The organism is Bradyrhizobium zhengyangense (genome assembly GCF_022012435.1).
GTDB classification, from domain to species: Bacteria; Pseudomonadota; Alphaproteobacteria; order Rhizobiales; family Xanthobacteraceae; genus Bradyrhizobium; species Bradyrhizobium zhengyangense.
In genome coordinates, this window is record NZ_JAKLUA010000007.1 from 38,365 (window position 1) to 58,283 (window position 19,919).

A 19,919-nucleotide genomic window follows, 5' to 3' on the forward strand; every position below is an offset into this window, starting at 1 on the left:
AATTCTCCGCTCACCCTGCCGGCTGGCTGCCGGACCGGCTGGTCGCCTCGGCGTCCAGCCTGCGCTGCAGCCTCCAGCTTCGAAAGCCCCAGGCCCGCCAAGCCATGTCCTGACGCTGCCTTTCTATAAGCAGATCGCGCCATCCGACAAGATTGACGAACTTTGCGTCGGAGCGAAACGGCAGCACCTTGGCGATTGCCGGCAGAGCCTGTGGCCCAAGCAGCCAAAGATAGTACTCATCGATCGATTGGCCCTTTCCTGAAACTTCCCTGCTGTGGGCGACATTATAATCGGCGATGAAGGCGTCGAAGTTCATCAGAGCACAGCTATACAGCACGATCGTTAACGCGATCAGATTGGTGCCGACAAGCCAGCGGTTCGACCGGTTGAGCACGATACGGGCGACGATCAGGATCAGCCCCAGCGCCACCAGCCCCATCCAGACGAAGGCTGCGATGCGCCAATAGGTCAGCATGTAGATGTCCACGTAGAGATCGAGGCGGAGGATGGAAGAGGCCACCAGCAGCACGTTCTGCGCCACCCAGAGATAGACCAGCGGGCGGATCACGGCGGATTTCTCTGCTGGCCCGCCCGGACGCATCGCGACCAGCACGAAAGCGGCGGCGAGCAGCGCGGTCGCGATCAGCGGATAGGCGCCGCGATGGGCGTAGGCCGCATAAGTCATGTCGGCCGGCAATACGACATGGCCCCAGAGATAGAGCCCGTCAAGGACGGACTGCGCCGCGAACAGTAGATTGAACAGGATCAGCGAGCGCAGGATGGTGGAGGGGCCGAGGAATTCCGCCGAGACGGCGGGCGGCAGTGGAGGTGGCACGGAGGCATCGGCGACTTCCGTCATGACAAGCTTCCTGCGTCGCCAGCGCAGATGGATGAACGGCCAGACCAGCGCCACCATCATGGTCCAGAACAGTACACGGGCGATGCTGACATATTCGAAAATGACATTTGGATTGAGCAGGGAGACCCATTGCTCGATCACCGGATTGGCTGCAGCGAAGAGGGCGACAAAGACAGTGCCGAGCGCCATCGGCAGCAACCAGAGTGCGATGCCACGGGTGAATGCGGACATGTTGAACACCTGAAGCGCTTCGACGAAGACTCTGAAGGGGCCGAACAGAAAGAAGTTGCGTAGTGCACGCGCGCGCTCGGCGAGCCCGGTCGTCTCCGGATTGGTCGCAAACAGCAGCGCAATGGCGAGCGCCGTCACGAGAATCAGGAAGGACAGCGGGTTGAGCTCTTCGATCGCCGGCATCAGGCCGGCGACGAGGATGGCGGCGCCGATCATGGTGCGGCGCCGATCCAGCGCGGCGTAATTGAAAAGCATCGATAAGCAGATCGTCGCGATTGCAAACAGCGTCAGCGACAGGCCGATCCGATGGCCATAGAACAGCCAGTCGGCGAGCGCAGCCAGCGCCAGCGCGCAGCCCAGCTTGGCTGGAATGGAGGAATGCCTGATCGGCCGGAGGTCCGCCGCGATCGTCGAAGCCAGGCTCGTCATGTCCGGAACACCTTTCGTGATGGGTGGCATCACGAAATCTGCACGCCGGATGTGCAGAAGGCGGGATCAACGTCTGCATGGTTTCAGGAGTCTTCTGCAGATTTCGTGCAGACGCGTTTTTGCATCTCGCGCCGCGAAATTCGCTTTGATAGGTGCGAAGCATTCGGCACTGCTCGGATGTGACGCATCATGCAATTCCTCCGTCGTATCGGCCTCGTACTGCTCTGGTCTGCCGCGCCTCTCGTTGCATTCGCGGCCGCGAACAAGAATGATCCTTATCTGGTCCCGCTGCGCGGCGTTGGAAACATCGGGCTTGTCGCCGCAAGCCTCCTGATTGTTGTCGCCCTGCTCCGCAGGGGGCGTTGGCGCAGCCTGTCCGGCAAGCTGCTCGTCACGCTCTGGTGCCTGCCGCCGGTCCTGATGGCAGTGGCGCATTTCAGTTTCGAGCTGCGCAAGCACGACGTGCTCAGCGCTGACGCGGCCGAGGCGCGTCAGCTCGGGCCTCACTTCATGGTCGGCTATTCATCTTTTCCAGAGGTCGCGCGGCTTGCCGAGCAGGGCTTGATCGGCGGCGTCTACGTCACCCGGCACAACATCCGCGGCCGATCGATCGATGGGCTGCGTGCCGAGATCGCGGCGCTTCAGGATAAGCGCCGTGCCGCCGGCCTGCCGCCGCTGATCGTCGCCGCGGACCAGGAGGGCGGAATCGTCGGACACCTTGCGCCACCGCTGACCAAAGTGCCGGCATTGGCGACGCTCGCGGGGCTTGCTCCTGAAGACCAGCAGGCCAAAGCGGAAGAGTTCGGCCGTATCCACGGCCGCGAGCTCGCCAGCCTTGGCGTCAACCTCAATCTTGCGCCGGTGCTCGATCTCAAGCCCCCACAGCGGCGTAACCGCCTCGACTTTCATACGCTGATCGGACAGCGCGCGATTGCGACCGATCCTGCGGTCGTCAGCACCATCGCAAGTGCATATGTGCGCGGGCTCGAAGAGCAAGGCGTGGGCGCCACGCTCAAGCATTTCCCGGGCATTGGCCGCGTGCGCACGGACACACACCATTTCAGCGCCAACCTCAACACGCCGGTCAGGGAGCTGGAAGCGACCGACTGGCTGCCGTTCCGCGAAGTGTTGTCGCAGTCGCACAGCGCGCTGATGGTCGGCCATGTCACACTGACTGCAGTCGATCCCGATCACGCCGCCTCGCATTCGAAACGCGTCGTCGACGGCATTATCCGCGAGACCTGGAAGTACCAGGGCCTGGTCATGACCGACGATCTGGTGATGGGGGCGATCTATCAGCACGATGTCTGCAAGGCCGTGGTCGAGGCCATCAACGCCGGCGTCGACCTGCTGCTGGTCGCCTACGACGGCGCGCAATTCTATCGGATTTTCGGCTGCGCCCTCGACGGATCGCGGCAGGGCAAGCTTGATGCGGCCATGCTGCGCGCAAGCGCGGCGCGGCTCGTCCGTGCCTTTCCGGCGGACTGAGCCAAGTACGATCGACGATAGCAGCTACAGCACTGGCATTGATCTCGTGGCTGATCGCGGCATCTCGCAAGTCTGAAGCAGCCGTTGCGATAGATAGAGCGCTACGGCGTCACCGCTCCGCGTGCGACCGCGCGCGGGGCGGTCAGCTCCTTCCAGGTGGAGTTTGCAACGTGCACCGGCGAGAAGGCGGGCCGTTCGACATAGTGTCCGTCGCCAGCTTCTGCTCGCAGGTCGCCATCCTTCCACACGATGCGACCGCGCGAGAGCGTTGCCGCCGGCCCGCCGGTGCAGGCAAAGCCCTCGAACACGTTGTAATCGATCCGGCTCATCTGCCGCTTCGCGCTGATGGTCTTCGTCGCTTTCGGATCCCACACCACGATGTCGGCATCCGAGCCGACGGCGACCGCGCCCTTGCGCGGATAGATGTTGAGGATGCGGGCGATGTTCGCCGAGGTCACTGCGACGAACTCTTCCTTGGTCAGGCGTCCCGTAGCAACGCCGGCGGTCCATAACAGTGCCAGGCGATCTTCGAGGCCACCGGTGCCGTTCGGGATCTTCCTGAAATCGCCGAGGCCGAACCGCTTCTGCTCCGTCGTGAAGGCGCAATGGTCGGTCGCGACCACTTGCAGCGAGCCGGACTGCAAGCCCGCCCACAGACTGTCCTGGTGCGACTTGTCGCGGAACGGCGGCGACATCACGCGCTGCGCGGAATGATCCCAATTTTTGTTCTGATATTCGCCTTCATCGAGCAGCAGATGCTGGATCAGCGGCTCGCCATAGACGCGCTTGCCGGCGGCCCGCGCGCGCGCGATCGCCTCATGCGCCTCGCGGCAGCTCGTATGCACGATATAGACTGGTGTGCCCGTCATGTCGGCGATCATGATGGCGCGGTTGGCGGCTTCGCCTTCGACTTCCGGCGGCCGTGAATAGGCATGGCCTTCCGGGCCCGTGACGCCGCGCGCGATCAGCGCCTCCTGCATCAGGGCGACGACATCGCCATTCTCCGCGTGGACAACAGGCATTGCGCCGAGATGGGCGCAGCGCGCGAACGAGTTGTAGAGCTCGTCGTCGTTCACCATCAGCGCGCCTTTGTAGGCCATGAAGTGCTTGAAGGTGTTGATGCCGTAGGTTTTGACCACGGTCTCCATCTCGTCATAGATCTGCTTCGACCACGACGTCACCGCCATATGGAAGCCGTAGTCGCTCGCCGCCTTCTCGGATTTGTGACGCCATTCCTGATAGGCCGCCAGCATCGACTGGCCGGGGTCGGGCAGGCAGAAATCCACCACCATGGTGGTGCCGCCGGTCAGCGCCGCTTTCGTGCCGGATTCGAAATCGTCGGCGGTGACGGTGCCCATGAACGGCATTTCGAGATGCGTGTGCGGATCGATGCCGCCCGGGATGATGTAGGCGCCGCCGGCGTCGAGGATCTCCGCGCCCGTCGGCGCCGCGATCGATGCGCCGACCGCGACGATGCTGCCGCCCTCGATCAGCACGTCCGCACGGCGCGAATGATCATGATTGACGACGGTGCCGCCGCGGATGAGGAGGGACATGGGAACTCCGAAAGGAAAGGGAGAGGACGGAACGCGGCAAAACTAAGCACACCGGCCATGATGTGACAGGCGAAATTTTAGTCAACCGTCGCCCTTGGATCTTCGCTTCTGGCCTCGCTGCGCCTCTCGGCCGCTACGCGGCCCGCGCGATCAATCCGTCGATCATCGCACGCACGAGGCCCGCGATTTCCTTACGCAGCGCCGGTAGCGGCACGGCGACCAGCTTCTGCTCAAGTCCGAGGGCCACCATGCCGTGCACCGCCGAGAACAGGCTGCGCGCGGTGATGCCGAGCTCCTCCGGACTGCGTTTGGGAAGCAGCGCGGCGAGCGGCACATAGATGTGCCTGAACAGTTGCATCTGGTCGTCAACGGACCAGTCGGGAACGACCTTGTCGGCCTCCATACGGTGCTCGAACAGCGCGCGCCAAAGCTGGAGATTTTCCGCAGCGAAATCGCAATAGGCGATCGCGATGCGGACCAGCCTCTCCTGCGGCGAGGGCTCGCCGGCAACTTCCGCGGCGCTGAGTGCGTCGTCCAGTCGATGCAGCGTGCGCGAGCCGACCCGCAGGATCAGCTCGTCCATGTCGGCGACGAGATTGTAAACCGCCCCGTTGGCACAGCCGATCTCGCTGGCAAGATCGCGGGTCTTCAGGCCCGCCAATCCCCGGCTAGCGATCATCCGCTCCGCTGCCAGGATCAGGTCGCCCCGCAATTTCTCTCGACGTTCCAACGCTTTAGTCATCTTCCAGCCAATATCGTGAGCGTTGCTCAAAATTATTCTTGAGCAATGCTCAAGTTATGCTACAAAGCATCCGTGAGCAATGCTCATAACAGGGAGCAAGCAATGTTCAAGACCGTTGTCACACTTTTCCGCGGCAGCGTGGCCGCTGCCGGCGAGGAGCTGGAGGACCGCACGGCCCTGCTGATCCTCGATCAACAGATGCGCGATGCGGCCGCGGCCGTCGAGCGCAGCAAGCGGACGCTGGCGCTGGCGATCGCGCAGGATCAGCAGGAAGGCCGCAAGCTCGAAGCCACTGTCGCCCGGATCGCCGACCTCGAGACCCGCGCGGTCGCCGCGCTCGATGGGGGCCGCGAGGATCTCGCCAAGGAGGCGGCTGAAGCCATCGCTGGCCTCGAGGCCGATCGTGACGCGGCGCTGACCGCGCGCGCACTGTTCGCAACCGAGATCACCCGGTTGAAGCGCCATGTGGCAAGCGCGCAGGCGCGCATCACCGAGCTCGATCGCGGCCGCCGGGTCGCCCGTGCCTCGGAGGCAGTGCGCTCGCTCCGACGCAGCGGCATCGAGGCGGCGCGCCCGTACGAATCCACGCTGCCGGAAGCGGAGAGCACCTTGAAGCGCCTGCGAGACCGGCAGATCGAGGCCCAGGCTGCCGACGATGCGCTGTTCGAGCTCGATGCGGCCACCGGTCCGCTCGCCACGGCCGAGAAACTCGCCGAGCAAGGGTTTGGGCCTCGGATCAAGACCACCGCGGACGACGTGCTGGCGCGGCTGAAGTCCAAGCGCCCAGCGACTGCCTGAACTCAAGCCCAATCATCATCAGAACCCATAGGAGACGACCATGAACCAGAACGGCCAACCCCACAGCGGTGCCTGGGTGACCTTCACTTACGCATCCTTCGCAGCCTCCGCCTTCCTCGTCGCGCTCGGCGTCTTCTTCCTGCCGATCGATTTCTGGATGAAGGGCTATCTCACCATGGGCATCGTGATGCTGATCCAGACCTGCGTCACTTTGACCAAGACCGTGCGTGACAACCACGAGAGCAGCCGCCTCGTGAACCGCATCGAGGATGCCAAGGCTGAGCGGCTGCTGATGGAGGTCTCCAAGGCCGCTTGAGCGGAGAACATGGGAAAGGGGCGGCGGATGCTGAAGCATCCGCCGCTTTCGCGCATTTCCAGTCATTTGCAGGAGCGGAGGTCGCGCGCTTCTGCGCCATCGCAGCCATCGCGTGCTGCGGCGCGCGGATGCGCCGTGGGGATATGCGCCCGACGACCCGGCGGTAGAGCGGCTTGCGTCGCCGATGGTCGCGGCCAACGCATCGCGCTAGTGCAGCGCATCTTGATCATGACGGCCCGACGCCATATCGCGCGTGCGAAATGCAACCGAGCCATGACGGATCGCGCAGGTCTGTGGCCTTGCGCCTCGGCATCGGCCGGAGCACTCTGCACAGGCGGTGCAGAGAACGCCGCCAATAAAGATTGCCCGAGGGAGCATCCATGGCGGTGACGCGGATCGACTGCGATATCCACCCGGCGGTTGGTGGCACGCGCACGACGCTGCTGCCCTATCTCAGCGATCACTGGAAAGAGCAGGTGGTGAGCCGCGCCATCGACGGCGTCGATCTCACGAGCTATCCGCCGAGCATGCCGCTCACGGGCCGCGCCGACTGGCGGCCGGCCAATGGCACCAAGCCGGGCTCCGACCTTGCCATGGTGCAGAAGGGCGCCTTCGACCAACTCGGCGCCAGCCACGCCATCCTCAACGTGCTCTATGGCGCGCAGGCCGTGTTCGATTCCTACATGGCGGCCGACTTCTGCAAGGCCATCAATGACTGGATCGCGGCCGAATGGTTGTCGCGCGACCCGCGCCTGCGTGCGTCCATCGTCGTGCCGATGCAGGCGCCCGATCTCGCGATCGAGGAGATCGAGCGCCGCGCCGGCGATAGCAGGTTTGTCTCCATTCTGGTGCTGGCGCAGGGCGAGACGCTGCTGGGCCGCCGGCATTTCTGGCCGGTCTATCAGCTCGCAGAGAAATACGAGCTCCCGCTCGCAATCCACGCCGGCACGCAATATCGCCAGGCGCCAAGCTCGGCCGGTTGGCCGTCGCATCGCTACGAATATTATTTCGTGGAGGCGCAGGCGTTTCAGGCGCAGATCCTGAGCCTGATCTATGAGGGCGTGTTCGGCAAATATCCGAACCTAAAAGTCGTGCTGATGGAATCTGGCGTGAGCTGGCTGCCGGCCTTCATGTGGCGCGCCAACAAGACATGGCGCGGCGTGCGCGTCGAGGTACCCTGGGTCGAGCGTGAGCCGGCCGCGATCATCCGCGACAATTTCCGCGTCACAATGCAACCGTTCGACGCGCCCGGCGACGCCAGAAGCGTCGAGGAGATCATCGACCAGATCGGTTCCGAAAAGATGTTCCTCTTCGCGTCCGACTATCCGCACTGGCAGTTCGACGGCGACGATCCGATCCCGCCGCATCTGCCGAAGAGCATCATCGAAAAAATGTGCGTCGACAATCCGCTGGAGACGTTTCCGCGGTTGTCGTTGAATTAGCGCATGATCCGGAAAAGTGGGCCGGTTTTCCGATAAGATCATGCGCAAACAAAAAGCTTGGAGGATCGCATGAGTGACGTCATCGACCGCCCTTTGCGTGACGACGAGAGACCGGCCGCATCAAGGCTGCGCATCGTCGATTGCGACGTGCATCCGAGCCTGCATTCTCATGATGATCTCAACGAGTTCCTGCCAAAACGCTGGCAGCAGCATCTGAAGGAATATGGCAGCCATTTGCGTACGCCCTATCTCTTCACGACGCCCTATCCCCGCTCCTCGCCGTTGATCGCGCGGCGCGATGCCTGGCCGCCGACGGGTGGGCCGCCCGGCTCCGACTTGGCCTTCATGCAGAAGCAGCACCTCGATCCGCTCGATGTCGAGTTCGGCATCTTGCAGGTGCTCGATCTCTTCATCTTCTCGCAGCAGAATCTCGAATTCGGCGCGGCGATCCAGCGCGCCATCAACGATTGGCAGCTGGCGTTCTGGTCGCATCGCGATCCGCGCCTGAAGGCCTCGATCCTGGTCGGGCAGGACGGCGTGGACCTTGCGATCGCCGAGATCGAGCGCTGCGCCAAAACAGGCGAATACATCCAGATCAATGTCTCGCCGCGCGCCAACGAGCCGCTCGGCCGTCGCCGCTATTGGCCGATCTACGAGCGCGCGCAGGCGCTCGACCTGCCGCTCGGCATCCATGTCGGCGGCTATGGCGGTCACGCGCCGACCGGCGGCGGCTGGCCGTCTTATTATGTCGAGGAACATCAATCCAACGCCCACACCATCGCGGCGCAGCTCGCCAGCCTCGTCATCGAGGGCGTGCCGGAGCGGTTTCCAAAACTGAAGATCGTCTTCATCGAGGGCGGCTTCGGCTGGATCCCGTCGGCGGTCTGGCGCATGGATCAACACTTCGAACGCTTCCGCAGCGAGGTACCCCATCTCAAGCGCAAGCCCTCGGAATATGTCCGCGAACATTTCTGGTTCACGACTCAGCCGATCGACGAGCCAGACGAGGCGCGGCATCTGCGCGCGCTGATCGAATGGGTCGGCATCGATCGTCTCCTGTTCTCGTCGGACTATCCGCACTGGGACTTCGACGATCCGCGCTTCGCCTTCAAGACGCCGCTCACCGAGGCCGAGCGTAAGAAGATCTTCAGCACGAATGCGCGTGCGGTCTACAAGTTCTGAGACGAGCATGGCCCGTCACATCGTCGCGTCGACTTCAGAAATCCCGCCCGGCGGCAACAAGGTTGTCGACGTCGCGGGCCGCGACATCGTCGTGTTCCATGTCAACGGCGAGTTCTTTGCGCTGCTCAACCGCTGCCCGCATGAAGGCGCGCCGCTGGAGAAAGCGGCCTGCGTAGCGCGGCTGACCTCGCCAGAGCCCGGCGTCTATGAGCGCTCTCGCGTTGGCGAGATGCTGCGCTGTCCCTGGCATGGTTGGGAGTTCGACATGCGCAACGGCCAGTCCTGGTTCGACCCCAAACGGTTCAAGATCCGGTCATATCCGGTTGCGGTGGAGCGGGGCGAGGAATTGCAGAAGGGGCCGTATGTCGCTGAGACATTTCCGGTACATGTCGAAGACTCCTATGTGATTGTCGAGGTCTGAAACACCTCCGTCATTCCGGGGCATTCGCGCAGCGAATGAACCCAGAATCTCGAGATTCCGGGTCTGGTCCTGCGGACCATCCCGGAATGACGGATCACGCATTGAGATTCGCACGCAAGTGGGATAAGGCTCTCGCGCTTTCAGTGGCGGAGACGAGCTTTGTCGAAACAATCCCTGCGCGAAGAGGCCGAGCGCCTGATCCGCGAATCGATGGAAAAGAAGACCATCGTCGTGAAGCAGGGCTCGACCCGTATCGAGACGGTCTGCGGCAAATGCGGCGCGCCGAACCGGGTCCAGGCGGAAAAAGGCCAGACCCGCGTCAAGTTCGCCTGCAAGAATTGCGGGCACAAGCAGGAGACGCTGTAGGCTTCTTACCTCTCCCCGCCCTTCTGCGGGGAGAGGTCGGATCGCGACAGCGATCCGGGTGAGGGACCGGGCACGCGGTTACCGCAATCAAACTCCGACCGACTCCAGTGGGACCGGTTAGGGAAGTCCACCTTAGCTACTCACATCGAGCTTGCGGAGGCATCCCCTCACCCCACCCTCTCCCCGTAAGAACGGGGCGAGGGAGTGAGAGAGCTGTGCCCGCCTAACCCCCCTTCACGAACCGTGCGAACGCATCCGCGTAATCCGGATGCCAGCGCGACAGCGGCGGGCGGTTCTCGACGATGTCGCCGGCAGCCCACAGCATGCGTTTCTCGTCGAGTGCGCGCGGCACGTCATTGTCAGGGCAGAGGATGTAGAAATCGCCGGCCTCGAGCCGCGCGATCATGAAATCCACGGTCTGCTCGGGCGTCCAGGCGCTGGCCGGCTTTTCGGTGCGGCCCTTGGCGGTGAGCCCGGTGAACACGAAGCCGGGGATCAGGAGATGCGCGGTGATTTGGCAATCCCTGGTGCTGCGCAGCTCGTGCTGGAGCGCCTCGGTAAACGCCTTCACGCCGGCCTTGGAGACATTGTAGGCGGGATCGCCGGGCGGGGTGGTGATGCCTTGCTTGGAGCCGGTGTTGATGATCAGGCCTGCCTTGCCGCGTGCCATCATGTTCGGCGCGAAGATGCGCGTGCCGTTGATGATGCCCCACATATTGACGCCGATGATCCGGTGCCAATTGTCCGGCTCGCCGAACAGCGTGCTGCCCGGCTGGATGCCGGCATTGTTCATCAGCAGGTCGGTGCCGCCGAAATGCGCGCCCACGGCGCGTTCCAGTTCCGTCACGCTCTCGATCCGGCTGACGTCGGCTACTGATGTCATCACGTTCGCTGCGCCTGCGATCGATGATAGTTTTGTTGCAGCCTCCGCCAGCCCGCTCTCGTCGACATCGGCGATGCACACTTTCATCCCGGCGCGTGCGAATGCCATAGCCGCGGCGAAACCGATGCCGGATGCGCCGCCGGTGATCACGGCAACATTGCCCTTGGCGATGACAGGATGCGGCATGGCAGTTCTCCGGGAGTGACTCTTGGTCGAGCTATAACATGCGTTCGCGGGACCCTGCACAAGTCGGCATGGCAGGCCTTCGTTCCGCGCCGACTTTACGCCTCTCCGGCGCCGCTGTATTCTCTTTGGCCTAACGATCCCGCCCAGATCGAACCCAATCAATCACCTATAAAGGGAGTGCAGCCATGGCTGTGTCGCAGGCGATTCCGATCACGCGCCATCCGTTCGCCAACGGGTCCTACAAGCAGATGCTGATCGACGGGAAGTGGGTTGATGCCGCCTCCGGCAAGCGCTTCGAGACCCACAACCCCGCCACCGGCGAGCTGCTCGCAACCGTTGCCGAAGGCGACAAGGAAGACATCGATCGTGCGGTCGCGGCCGCCCGCCGAGCCTTCGAAGGCCCCTGGAGCAAGGTTAAGCCGTTCGAGCGCCAGAACCTGCTGCTCAGGCTGGCCGATCTCGTCGAGAAGAATTTCGACGAATTGTCGCAGCTCGATACGCTCGACATGGGCGCGCCGCTCAGCCGCACCCGCGCCTATCGCCTGCGCGCCGTCGGCATGCTGCGCTATTACGCCGGCCAGACCACGGCGATCCATGGCGAGACCATCGAGAACTCGCTGCCCGGCGAGATCTTCTCCTACACGCTGAAGGAGCCGATCGGCGTCGTCGGCGCCATCATTCCCTGGAATGGTCCGCTCACCGCGACGATCTGGAAGATCGGCCCTGCGATCGCGACCGGCTGCACCGTGGTGCTGAAGCCGGCCGAAGAGGCGCCGCTGACCTCGCTGCGCATCGCCGAGCTCGCGATGGAAGCTGGCATTCCGCCCGGCGTCGTCAACGTCGTGCCCGGCTATGGCGAGACCGCAGGCGCCGCGCTTGCCTCGCACCATGACGTCGACAAGGTCGCCTTCACCGGCTCGCATGTCACGGGACAGTCGATCATTCGGGCGTCGGCGGGTAACCTCAAGCGCGTCTCGCTCGAGCTCGGCGGCAAGTCGCCTGATATCGTGTTTGCGGATGCCGATCTCGATGCCGCCGTTCCGGGCGCCGCGATGGCGGTGTTCGCCAATTCAGGCCAGATCTGCAGCGCCGGCACCCGCCTGTTCGTCGAGCAGGCCATCTACGAAGAGTTCGTCGGCCGCGTCGCCGAGTTCGGCAAGAAGCTGCAGGTCGGCAACGGCCTCGATCCCAACGTGCAGATCGGCCCGCTGGTCTCCGAGCAGCAGCTCGAGCGCGTCACCGGTTATCTCGACATCGGCCAAAAGGAAGGCGCGCGAGCACTCGCCGGCGGCGGCCGCGTCACCGAAGGCGCGTTGTCAAAAGGCTTCTTCGTCTCTCCGACCGTGTTCGCCGGCGTCCAGGACAACATGCGCATCGCGCAGGAGGAGATCTTCGGTCCCGTCATCTCCGCGATCGCGTTCAAGGACATGGACGAACTGGTCAAGCGCGCCAACAACACCACCTTCGGCCTCGGCTCCGGCCTGTGGACGCGCGACGTCACCAAGGCGCATGCGGTCGCAAAGCGCCTGCGCGCAGGCTCGGTGTGGGTGAATTGCTACCAGGCGATGGACCCGGCCGTGCCGTTCGGCGGCTACAAGATGAGCGGCTATGGCCGCGAGTCCGGCAAGCAGCATGTCGAGGAATATCTCAACGTGAAGGCCGTCTGGATCAAGACGGCGTAAGGCCTGTTTCTCCCGCGTTCCCGCGCGAGGGAATATCTGTTTTTTGGTGGGGCGGCGCCTTTTCCGGTGGCCGCCCCTCGCTATATGATCCGCATCCTTCCATAGCCACCTGGGGCCAGCATGAAATATCCGGCGTTGTTTAGACCATTGCAGGTCGGTCCGTACAAGCTTGCGCATCGCGTCGCGATGGCGCCGCTGACACGCATGCGTGCCGAGCGCGACAGCTTTTCGCCGCGGCCGCTCAACGCCGAATATTACGGTCAGCGCGCGACGAAGGGCGGCCTGATCATCGCCGAAGCCTCGCCGGTGCTCTCGCATGGCCGCGGCAATCCCGCGACGCCGGGCATCTATACGGACGCGCAGATCGCCGGCTGGCGCAAAGTGGTCGATGCCGTGCACGCCAAGGGCGGCATCATCTTCCTCCAGCTCTGGCATGTCGGCCGCGTCTCACACTCCTCCTTCCACGGCGGTGACCTGCCGGTCTCGGCTTCGGCAATCCCGATCAGGGCCGAAGGCATGAAGGCGATGACCGCCGATGGCAAGATCGCCGATTACGAGACGCCGCGCGCGCTGGAGACCGACGAGGTCAAGGGCATCGTCGAGGCCTTCCGGCAGGGCGCGAAGAACGCGCTCGCGGCCGGCTTTGACGGCGTCGAGATCCATGGCGCCAATGGCTATCTGCTCGAGCAGTTCCTGCAATCACGCAGCAACCAGCGCACCGATCAATATGGCGGCTCGATCGAGAACCGCACGCGCCTGCTGCTTGAAGTCACCCAGGCCGCGATCGACGTCTGGGGCGCGAACCGCGTCGGCGTGCGGCTGTCCCCACATGGCATCGCCAATGATTCCGCCGAGCCCGATCCGATGCCGCTCTATACTCACGTGGTGAAGGCGCTCGACAAGCTCGGCCTTGCCTATCTGCACCTCATCGAGCCGCGCTCCAGCGGTGCCGGCCGCGCCGACGTCCATTGGGAGAACGTGCCCTCGGCCATGGTGCTGTTCCGTCCGCACTACAGCGGCGTGCTGATGACCGCCGGTGGCTTCACCGGCGAAACCGCGAATGCCGCGATCGCCGACGGCCATGCCGACATCATCGCCTTCGGCCGCATCTTCATCTCCAACCCCGATCTGCCACGTCGGTTCGAGCATGGCTATCCCATCACGCCGTACAATCGCGCGACGTTCTATGGCGGCGAGGAAAAGGGATATACGGATTACCCTGTCTATGACGAGCTGACGCTGGCGTGATCTCTCCTCCGTCATTCCTGGGCGGTGCGTAGCGCCGAACCCGGAATCCATTCACGCCTTGGCTTGCTGCTCAACGGATTCCGGGCTCGCGACTTCGTCGCGCCCCGGAATGACGAGCTTGATTTGTGGCCCGGCCGTCAACACAATCTCCGTCATTGCGAGCGCAGCGAAGCAATCCAGAGTCTTTCCGCAGAGGCAGTCTGGATTGCTTCGTCGCTGACGCTCCTCGCAATGACGATGAGGAAATATCATGGCCAAAGCTGCAGTCGCCGCAGGAACCGCCACGGGCCAATGCCTCTGCGGCAAGGTCACTTTCGAGATCGACGTCCCCGCGCGATGGGCCTGGCATGATCACTCCGCCGCGAGCCGCCGCGCTCATGGCGCGGCCTACGCGACTTATGTCGGCAGCTGGAAGAAGCGCTTTCGCATTACATCAGGCAAGATCGCGCTCACCCGTTACGAGGACAAGGCGACCAAGACCGTGCGCAGCTTCTGCTCGCATTGCGGCACGCCGATCGCCTATGAGCGCCCGCGCGGCCCGCACATGGTCAATATTCCCCGCGCGCTCTTCAAAGAGCGCACGGGGCGCCAGCCGCTCTATCACATCGCCATCGAGGAGCTGCAGGAATGGGCCTATACCGGCGAGCCGCTGGTGCCGCTGAAGGGCTTTCCGGGCGTGGTCTGGCAGCGCTCAAAAAAGAAGAAGCGTGCTAGCGGCGAGAATCCGTTCGAGCTCGGGCGCGAGGAGGCGCTTTAATCCTCGTCTTGGTTGCTGCCTTGCGCGGCGCAGCCCGCTTTGCCGGCGGCTTGGCCGGCATCGTCGCCACGTAATCGAGCGCGCGCTTCACCCAGGACTTGAGCCCGGCATCGGTTCGCGTGCCTTCATCCGAGACCCGCACGAACCCGGTCATGATGCGCCCGCGCATTTCCATCGGACTTGTGTGCGGTTCCTTCAGCATACTCGCGTGCGCCTCAGGGCCGACGCGAAACAGCATGCCGCCGCGGCCGCTGATGGTGCAGCACATCACGTTGTCCACCATGAAGCAAAGCCCGCCCATCATCTTCTTTTCCGCAACGTGACGCTGGCCCGCCAGCAACTTGCGAACCCGTGATGCGGTGCCCTCGTCGTAGGCCATGACGGTCCTCCCGGCTTGGTCGATCTTTCCAGCTTCTCCTCGTGTGCGCAAGGCAGCCATGACCGCACTTCCTTGCGCGTGCCCCGAAAGTTCGGCCATCATGTCCCAGTCCTTGCGGCAACGTCCGCTCCTGGAGGAAACATGAAGAACAAGATCACCGGCCGCTCGGCCTTTCTCGCGCTGCTCAAGGACGAGGGTATCACGCATCTGTTCGGCAACCCCGGGACCACCGAGCTGCCGATCATGCACGCGCTGAAGGATCACCCTGACCTCACCTATGTGATGGCGATGCAGGAAAGCCTGGTGGTCGCGATCGCCGACGGCTACAGCCGCGCTTCCGGCAAGCTCGTCGCCTGCAACGTCCATGTCGCGCCCGGCCTCGGCAATGCGATGGGCTCGCTCTACAACGCCCAGTTCACGGGCACGCCGATGATCCTCACCGCCGGCCAGCAGGAGCAGGGCCACGGCCTGATGGAGCCGGTGCTCTATGGCCCGCTGGTACGCATGGCCGAGCCGTTGGTGAAATGGGCGGTCGAGGTGACGCGGCTGGAAGATTTGCCCCGCATCGTGCGCCGCGCCGCGAAGGTGGCGATGACGCCGCCGACCGGGCCGGTGTTCATCTCGCTGCCGGGCGACATCCTCAACAGCGAAGCCGGTATCGACCTCGGCCGCTCCACCCGCATCGACGCGCGGGTGAAGCCCTCGGACGACGCGCTCAGAGCATTCGCCGCGCGGCTGCTGAAAGCGGAGCGCCCTGTGATCGTCACCATGGACGAGGTAGTCAAGAGCGACGCACTGAAGGAAGCTGCCGAACTCGCCGAACTGCTTGGTGCCGCCGCCTATCAATCCTCGACACCCTATGGCTCGCACTTCCTTTCGGAGAGCCCAAGCTTCGTCGGCACGCTGGCCCGCGTGCAGAAGGTCGCGCGCGACACGCTTGCGCCTTATGACCTCCTGATCGCGCTTGGCGGCGATCCCCTGCGCATGTCGGTCTATAGCGAGGTCGACGCGCTGCCTGATGGTCTCGGCATCGTGCAGGTCGGTCTCGTCGACTGGGAAATCGCCAAGAACTACGGTGCCGAGATCGCGCTGAAAGCGGACGTGAAGGAAACGCTGCGCGCGCTGATCCCGGTGCTAAAAGAGATGGGCGGTGCGCCGCTCGCGAGCCGCGCAAAGCAGCGTCTCATCGAGCTTGCGCCGAAGAATTGGACCGCGCGGCGCGCCGCTTTGGTCGAGCAGATCGGCAAGAACGCCGCCCGCACGCCGATTGATCCTGATTATCTCGTGCTGCAAATGGTCGAGGCGATGCCTGAGAATGCCATCCTCGTTGACGAAGGCCTCACCTCCAGCCGCCAGGTCGCGGCGCTGCGTCCGCATCGCGATCGCTATGGCTATCACGGCCTTGCCTCCGGCGGCATCGGCTGGGGCCTGCCGGCCTCGGTCGGCGCCAGCATCGCCAATCCGGATCGCCCTGTCGTGTGTTTCTCAGGCGACGGCAGCGCGATGTACTCGATCCAGTCGCTATGGACCGCCGCGCATCACAAGCTGCCGCTCAATGTCGTCATCGCCAACAATGGCGGCTACCGCATCATCAAGCAGCGCCTGCTTTCCTTCCATGGCGACAACAATTATGTCGGCATGGATTTTGTCGATCCGCCCGTGGATTTCGCAGGCGTTGCCAAGGCGCTCGGCTGCGAAGCGATCAAGATCAGCGATCCCAGCGAGCTGAAGGCGACGCTGGCGTCGGCGTTCAATCGGCCGGGTACGAAGCTGATCGAGGTGATGGTGGACGGGGAGGTGTAGCCCCGGTGTCGTCCTGGCGAAAGCCAGGACGACACCGAAGATGAGGTGAGAGCCTACCCCCTCTTCCCCACCCGATACCCCGCCGCAGGATGCGGCGCATCAAGCCGCGCGCGGCCGTCGCCGAACAGTTTTTCCCGCAGCGTACCCTTTGCATATTCCGGCTTGTACCGCCCGCGCCTGGTCAACTCCGGCACCAGCATGTCGCTGATATCCTCGAAATCGCCGGGCGAGATCGCAAACGCGACGTTGAGGCCGTCGACATCAGTCTTCTCGAACCAGTCCTCGATTCTGTCGGCGACGCTTTCGGGCGTGCCGACCACGACCGGCCCGGCGCCGCCGATGCCGACATGCTCGATGACATCACGCACGGTCCAGACCCGATCGGGGTCGCCGCGGGTGACGTTGTCGAGCGCGCTGCGGCCGGCATCGTTCTGGACGTGACGGACCTGCTGGTCGAGCTCGTAGCCTGAGAAGTCGATGCCGGTCCAGCCCGACATCAAAGCGAGCGCGCCTTCCGGATTGATGTGCGAGCGGTAGTCGGCATATTTCGCCGCAGCTTCAGCTTCGGTGTTGCCGAGGATGATCGTCATCATGTTGAACATCAGGATCTCGGCTGGGTTGCGGCCGAGCGCGGCCGCCTCCTGGCGGATCGCGGCGACGCGCGGCGCGATGATCTTGGCAGACGGTCCCGACATGAACACGCATTCGGCGTGTTTTGCGGCGAACTGCCGCCCGCGCGGCGAGGTGCCGGCCTGGTACAGCACCGGCGTGCGCTGGGGCGACGGCTCGCTGAGATGGATCGTGTTGTTGATGCGATAGTTCGCACTCTCATGATTGATGCGATGAACTTTGCTGGGATCGGTGAAGATGCCGCGCTTGCGATCGCGCAGCACCGCGTCTTCCTCCCAACTGCCCTCCCAGAGCTTGTAGACAACCTCCATATATTCGTCGGCGATGTCGTAGCGGTCGTCGTGCCCGGTCTGCTTGTCCTTGCCGGCGCCTCGCGCGGCGCTGTCGAGATAGCCGGTGACGACGTTCCAGCCGATCCGTCCCTCGGTGAGATGGTCGAGCGTCGACATCCGCCGCGCGAACGGATAGGGCGGCTCGAACGAAAGATTGCTGGTGACACCGAAGCCCAAATTCTTCGTCACTGCCGCCATTGCCGAAAGCAGCAGCAGCGGCTCGTTCGACGGCGTCTGTGCTGCATTGCGCAAGGCTGCGTCAGGGCTGTTGCCATAGACGTCGTAGACGCCGAGCACGTCGGCCAGGAACAACCCGTCGAAACGGCCGCGTTCCAGCGTCTTGGCAAGATCGATCCAGTAGGGCAGGCGGTTATATTCGGCGGTGCGGTCGCGCGGATGGGTCCACAGCCCTGGCGACTGATGCGCGACGCAATTCATCGCAAATGCGTTGAGCCTGATTTGCTTGGCCATGCTGGTCCCCCGGCGCCCTGTACTGAGCGCTCTTTGAATGATAGACGTGCGCCCCAATCTGGCGAAGTTCTTGCATATCATTGGTCCATGGCAAGGGCCAAGAATAGGAAGGCTTGCGCTTGGCAAGGCCAAAATCAGCGGCACTTCCGCTCTTGGCAAGCCAAGCTCAAGAGAGCAAGAACGAAATCGCAAGGCCCCGCCACTTTCGAGCGTCCGCGTAGTCCGCTACGCTGCCTCGTTCCAGGACGTTGAAGACGATACTGATGACCAGAGCCGACGCCATCACCCGCGCCCGTGACGACTTCCAATCCGGTGCGTTTCTCTCCGAACTCGACCGCCGCGTCGCCTATAAGACCGAGAGCCAGAACGCCTCGCGCGGCCCTGAGTTGCGGGCCTATCTGGAACAGGAGATGGTGCCGGCCTTTGCCGCGCTCGATTTCACCAGCCGCATCGTCGAATCCCCGAGCGGCAAGTCGCCGTTCCTGTTTGCCGAACATCATGAGAGCGCGTCCGCGCCGACCGTGCTGGTTTACGGCCATGGTGACGTCGTCGACGGCATGGAAGGCGAGTGGCGTGATGGCCGCGATCCCTGGCGCACGACGAAGGCGGGCATTCGCCTCTATGGCCGCGGCACGGCCGACAACAAGGGCCAGCACAGCATCAACATGGCGGCGCTGCGCGCGGTGCGCGAGGCCCGCGGCGGCAAGCTCGGCTTCAATGCAAAGTTCATCGTCGAGATGGGCGAGGAGATCGGCTCGCCCGATCTCGGCAAGGTCTGCGATCTCAACCGCGATGCGCTCAAGGCCGATCTGTTCATGGCCTCGGACGGACCGCGGCTTTCGGCGGATCGGCCGACGCTGTTCCTGGGCTGCCGCGGCGGCATCCGCATCCATCTCGATGTGAATTTGCGCGATGGCGGCAACCATTCCGGCAATTGGGGCGGCGTGCTCGCCAACCCCGCGACCATCCTGGTCAACGCGATCTCGACGCTGGTCGATGGCCATGGCCGTCTCCAGCTTGAAGCCTTGAAGCCGCCGCGCCTGACCAACCAGATCCGCAGCTATCTTGCCGACGTGCAGGTGGTGCCGACCGAGGACGAGCCACAGCTTGCGGAGAACTGGGGTGAGGACGGCCTGTCCGCGGCGGAGCGGCTCTATGCCTGGAACACGCTGGAAGTGCTGGCGATGTCGTCGGGCAATATCGAGAAGCCGGCCAACGCCATTCCCGGCCATGCCAATGCCGTGTTGCAACTGCGTTTCGTGGTGGGCACCAAGGTCGATGGCCTGATCGACGCCGTCAGGGCGCATCTGGTGGAAAAGGGTTTTCCGATGGTCGAGGTGCGGGCGGCCCAGAGCTTTGCCGCCTCGCGCACCGATTTCGACAGCCCCTGGATCAAATGGGCGGCTGACTCAGTCCAGAACACCACCGGCAAGGCGCCGGCGGTGCTGCCGAACTTCGGCGGCTCGTTGCCGAACGACGTGTTTTCGGAAGTCCTGGGCCTGCCGACGATTTGGGTGCCGCACTCCTATCCCGGCTGCTCCCAGCATGCGCCCAATGAGCACATCCTGCTGCCATTGACCGAAGAAGCCTTGACGGTCATGGCCGGCCTGTTCTGGGATCTCGGTGAATTGCCCAAGCCGCTAAGTCCATTAACCTGAGCGGGCATCCAGCCGAAAGTCACATTCTAATCCGGGCCGAGATGTGCTTGCATCTGGCCG

The 19,919-nt window shown here is 63.7% G+C and carries 19 protein-coding genes; 13 read left to right on the forward strand and 6 right to left on the reverse strand.

The window, feature by feature from the left end:
• Positions 1–10 precede the first annotated feature (10 nt).
• Entirely contained in the window at positions 11–1,519 is a 1,509-nt protein-coding gene (locus L6637_RS21730; protein ID WP_237864617.1) for a DUF4153 domain-containing protein, read from the reverse strand.
• Between the two features lie 189 nt (positions 1,520–1,708).
• On the opposite strand from L6637_RS21730, the gene L6637_RS21735 reads away from it, so the two are divergent.
• On the forward strand, positions 1,709–3,007 hold the full coding sequence (locus L6637_RS21735) for a glycoside hydrolase family 3 N-terminal domain-containing protein (RefSeq protein WP_237864616.1): 1,299 nt from the start codon (positions 1,709–1,711) through the stop codon (positions 3,005–3,007).
• Between the two features lie 101 nt (positions 3,008–3,108).
• Here L6637_RS21735 and hydA read toward each other — a convergent pair whose 3' ends face one another.
• Together hydA and L6637_RS21745 are read right to left on the reverse strand one after the other, a co-directional pair.
• A complete protein-coding gene (hydA, locus tag L6637_RS21740; RefSeq protein WP_237864615.1) occupies positions 3,109–4,563 on the reverse strand; it encodes a dihydropyrimidinase in 1,455 nt (484 codons plus the stop codon).
• Between the two features lie 133 nt (positions 4,564–4,696).
• Positions 4,697–5,305, reverse strand: coding sequence for a TetR/AcrR family transcriptional regulator (locus L6637_RS21745; RefSeq protein ID WP_237864614.1), 609 nt, complete (start codon positions 5,303–5,305; stop codon positions 4,697–4,699).
• A 102-nt stretch (positions 5,306–5,407) separates the two neighbouring features.
• Here L6637_RS21745 and L6637_RS21750 point away from each other — a divergent pair, with 102 nt between their 5' ends.
• From L6637_RS21750 to L6637_RS21775, 7 genes are all read left to right on the forward strand, one after another.
• Complete coding sequence (locus L6637_RS21750; protein WP_237864613.1) at positions 5,408–6,103, forward strand: PspA/IM30 family protein; 696 nt, start codon at positions 5,408–5,410, stop codon at positions 6,101–6,103.
• Positions 6,104–6,143: 40 nt separating this feature from the next.
• Positions 6,144–6,419 (forward strand): YiaA/YiaB family inner membrane protein, encoded by a 276-nt coding sequence (locus L6637_RS21755; protein WP_237864612.1) that lies wholly within the window; start codon positions 6,144–6,146, stop codon positions 6,417–6,419.
• A gap of 260 nt (positions 6,420–6,679) precedes the next feature.
• Entirely contained in the window at positions 6,680–6,778 is a 99-nt protein-coding gene (locus L6637_RS43025; RefSeq protein ID WP_465251685.1) for a helix-turn-helix domain-containing protein, read from the forward strand.
• A gap of 21 nt (positions 6,779–6,799) precedes the next feature.
• Positions 6,800–7,861, forward strand: coding sequence for an amidohydrolase family protein (locus L6637_RS21760; RefSeq protein ID WP_237864611.1), 1,062 nt, complete (start codon positions 6,800–6,802; stop codon positions 7,859–7,861).
• Positions 7,862–7,930: 69 nt separating this feature from the next.
• Entirely contained in the window at positions 7,931–9,043 is a 1,113-nt protein-coding gene (locus tag L6637_RS21765; protein WP_237864610.1) for an amidohydrolase family protein, read from the forward strand.
• A gap of 7 nt (positions 9,044–9,050) precedes the next feature.
• Positions 9,051–9,464: a Rieske (2Fe-2S) protein gene (locus tag L6637_RS21770; protein WP_220002405.1), complete on the forward strand. Its 414-nt coding sequence runs from the start codon at positions 9,051–9,053 to the stop codon at positions 9,462–9,464.
• A gap of 159 nt (positions 9,465–9,623) precedes the next feature.
• Complete coding sequence (locus L6637_RS21775) at positions 9,624–9,830, forward strand: hypothetical protein (RefSeq protein WP_237864609.1); 207 nt, start codon at positions 9,624–9,626, stop codon at positions 9,828–9,830.
• Between the two features lie 223 nt (positions 9,831–10,053).
• Here the strand turns inward: L6637_RS21775 and L6637_RS21780 are convergent, their stop codons facing one another.
• Entirely contained in the window at positions 10,054–10,899 is an 846-nt protein-coding gene (locus L6637_RS21780; RefSeq protein WP_237864608.1) for an SDR family NAD(P)-dependent oxidoreductase, read from the reverse strand.
• A gap of 185 nt (positions 10,900–11,084) precedes the next feature.
• Here L6637_RS21780 and L6637_RS21785 point away from each other — a divergent pair, with 185 nt between their 5' ends.
• From L6637_RS21785 to L6637_RS21795, 3 genes are all read left to right on the forward strand, one after another.
• On the forward strand, positions 11,085–12,581 hold the full coding sequence (locus L6637_RS21785; protein ID WP_237871973.1) for an aldehyde dehydrogenase family protein: 1,497 nt from the start codon (positions 11,085–11,087) through the stop codon (positions 12,579–12,581).
• 120 nt (positions 12,582–12,701) lie between these two features.
• Positions 12,702–13,829 carry an alkene reductase gene (locus L6637_RS21790; protein ID WP_237864606.1) on the forward strand — a complete coding sequence of 376 codons (1,128 nt, stop codon included), beginning with the start codon at positions 12,702–12,704 and terminating at the stop codon, positions 13,827–13,829.
• 250 nt (positions 13,830–14,079) lie between these two features.
• A complete protein-coding gene (locus L6637_RS21795; RefSeq protein WP_237864605.1) occupies positions 14,080–14,586 on the forward strand; it encodes a GFA family protein in 507 nt (168 codons plus the stop codon).
• Here L6637_RS21795 and L6637_RS21800 read toward each other — a convergent pair.
• Positions 14,540–14,965: a TfoX/Sxy family protein gene (locus L6637_RS21800; protein ID WP_237864604.1), complete on the reverse strand. Its 426-nt coding sequence runs from the start codon at positions 14,963–14,965 to the stop codon at positions 14,540–14,542. The genes L6637_RS21795 and L6637_RS21800 overlap by 47 nt on opposite strands.
• 141 nt (positions 14,966–15,106) lie before the next feature.
• On the opposite strand from L6637_RS21800, the gene L6637_RS21805 reads away from it, so the two are divergent.
• Complete coding sequence (locus L6637_RS21805; protein WP_237864603.1) at positions 15,107–16,768, forward strand: thiamine pyrophosphate-binding protein; 1,662 nt, start codon at positions 15,107–15,109, stop codon at positions 16,766–16,768.
• Positions 16,769–16,821: 53 nt separating this feature from the next.
• Here L6637_RS21805 and L6637_RS21810 read toward each other — a convergent pair whose 3' ends face one another.
• On the reverse strand, positions 16,822–18,201 hold the full coding sequence (locus tag L6637_RS21810; RefSeq protein WP_237864602.1) for an LLM class flavin-dependent oxidoreductase: 1,380 nt from the start codon (positions 18,199–18,201) through the stop codon (positions 16,822–16,824).
• Between the two features lie 263 nt (positions 18,202–18,464).
• Here L6637_RS21810 and L6637_RS21815 point away from each other — a divergent pair, with 263 nt between their 5' ends.
• Positions 18,465–19,859, forward strand: coding sequence for a M20 family metallopeptidase (locus tag L6637_RS21815; RefSeq protein ID WP_237864601.1), 1,395 nt, complete (start codon positions 18,465–18,467; stop codon positions 19,857–19,859).
• The last annotated feature ends 60 nt before the right edge of the window (positions 19,860–19,919 follow it).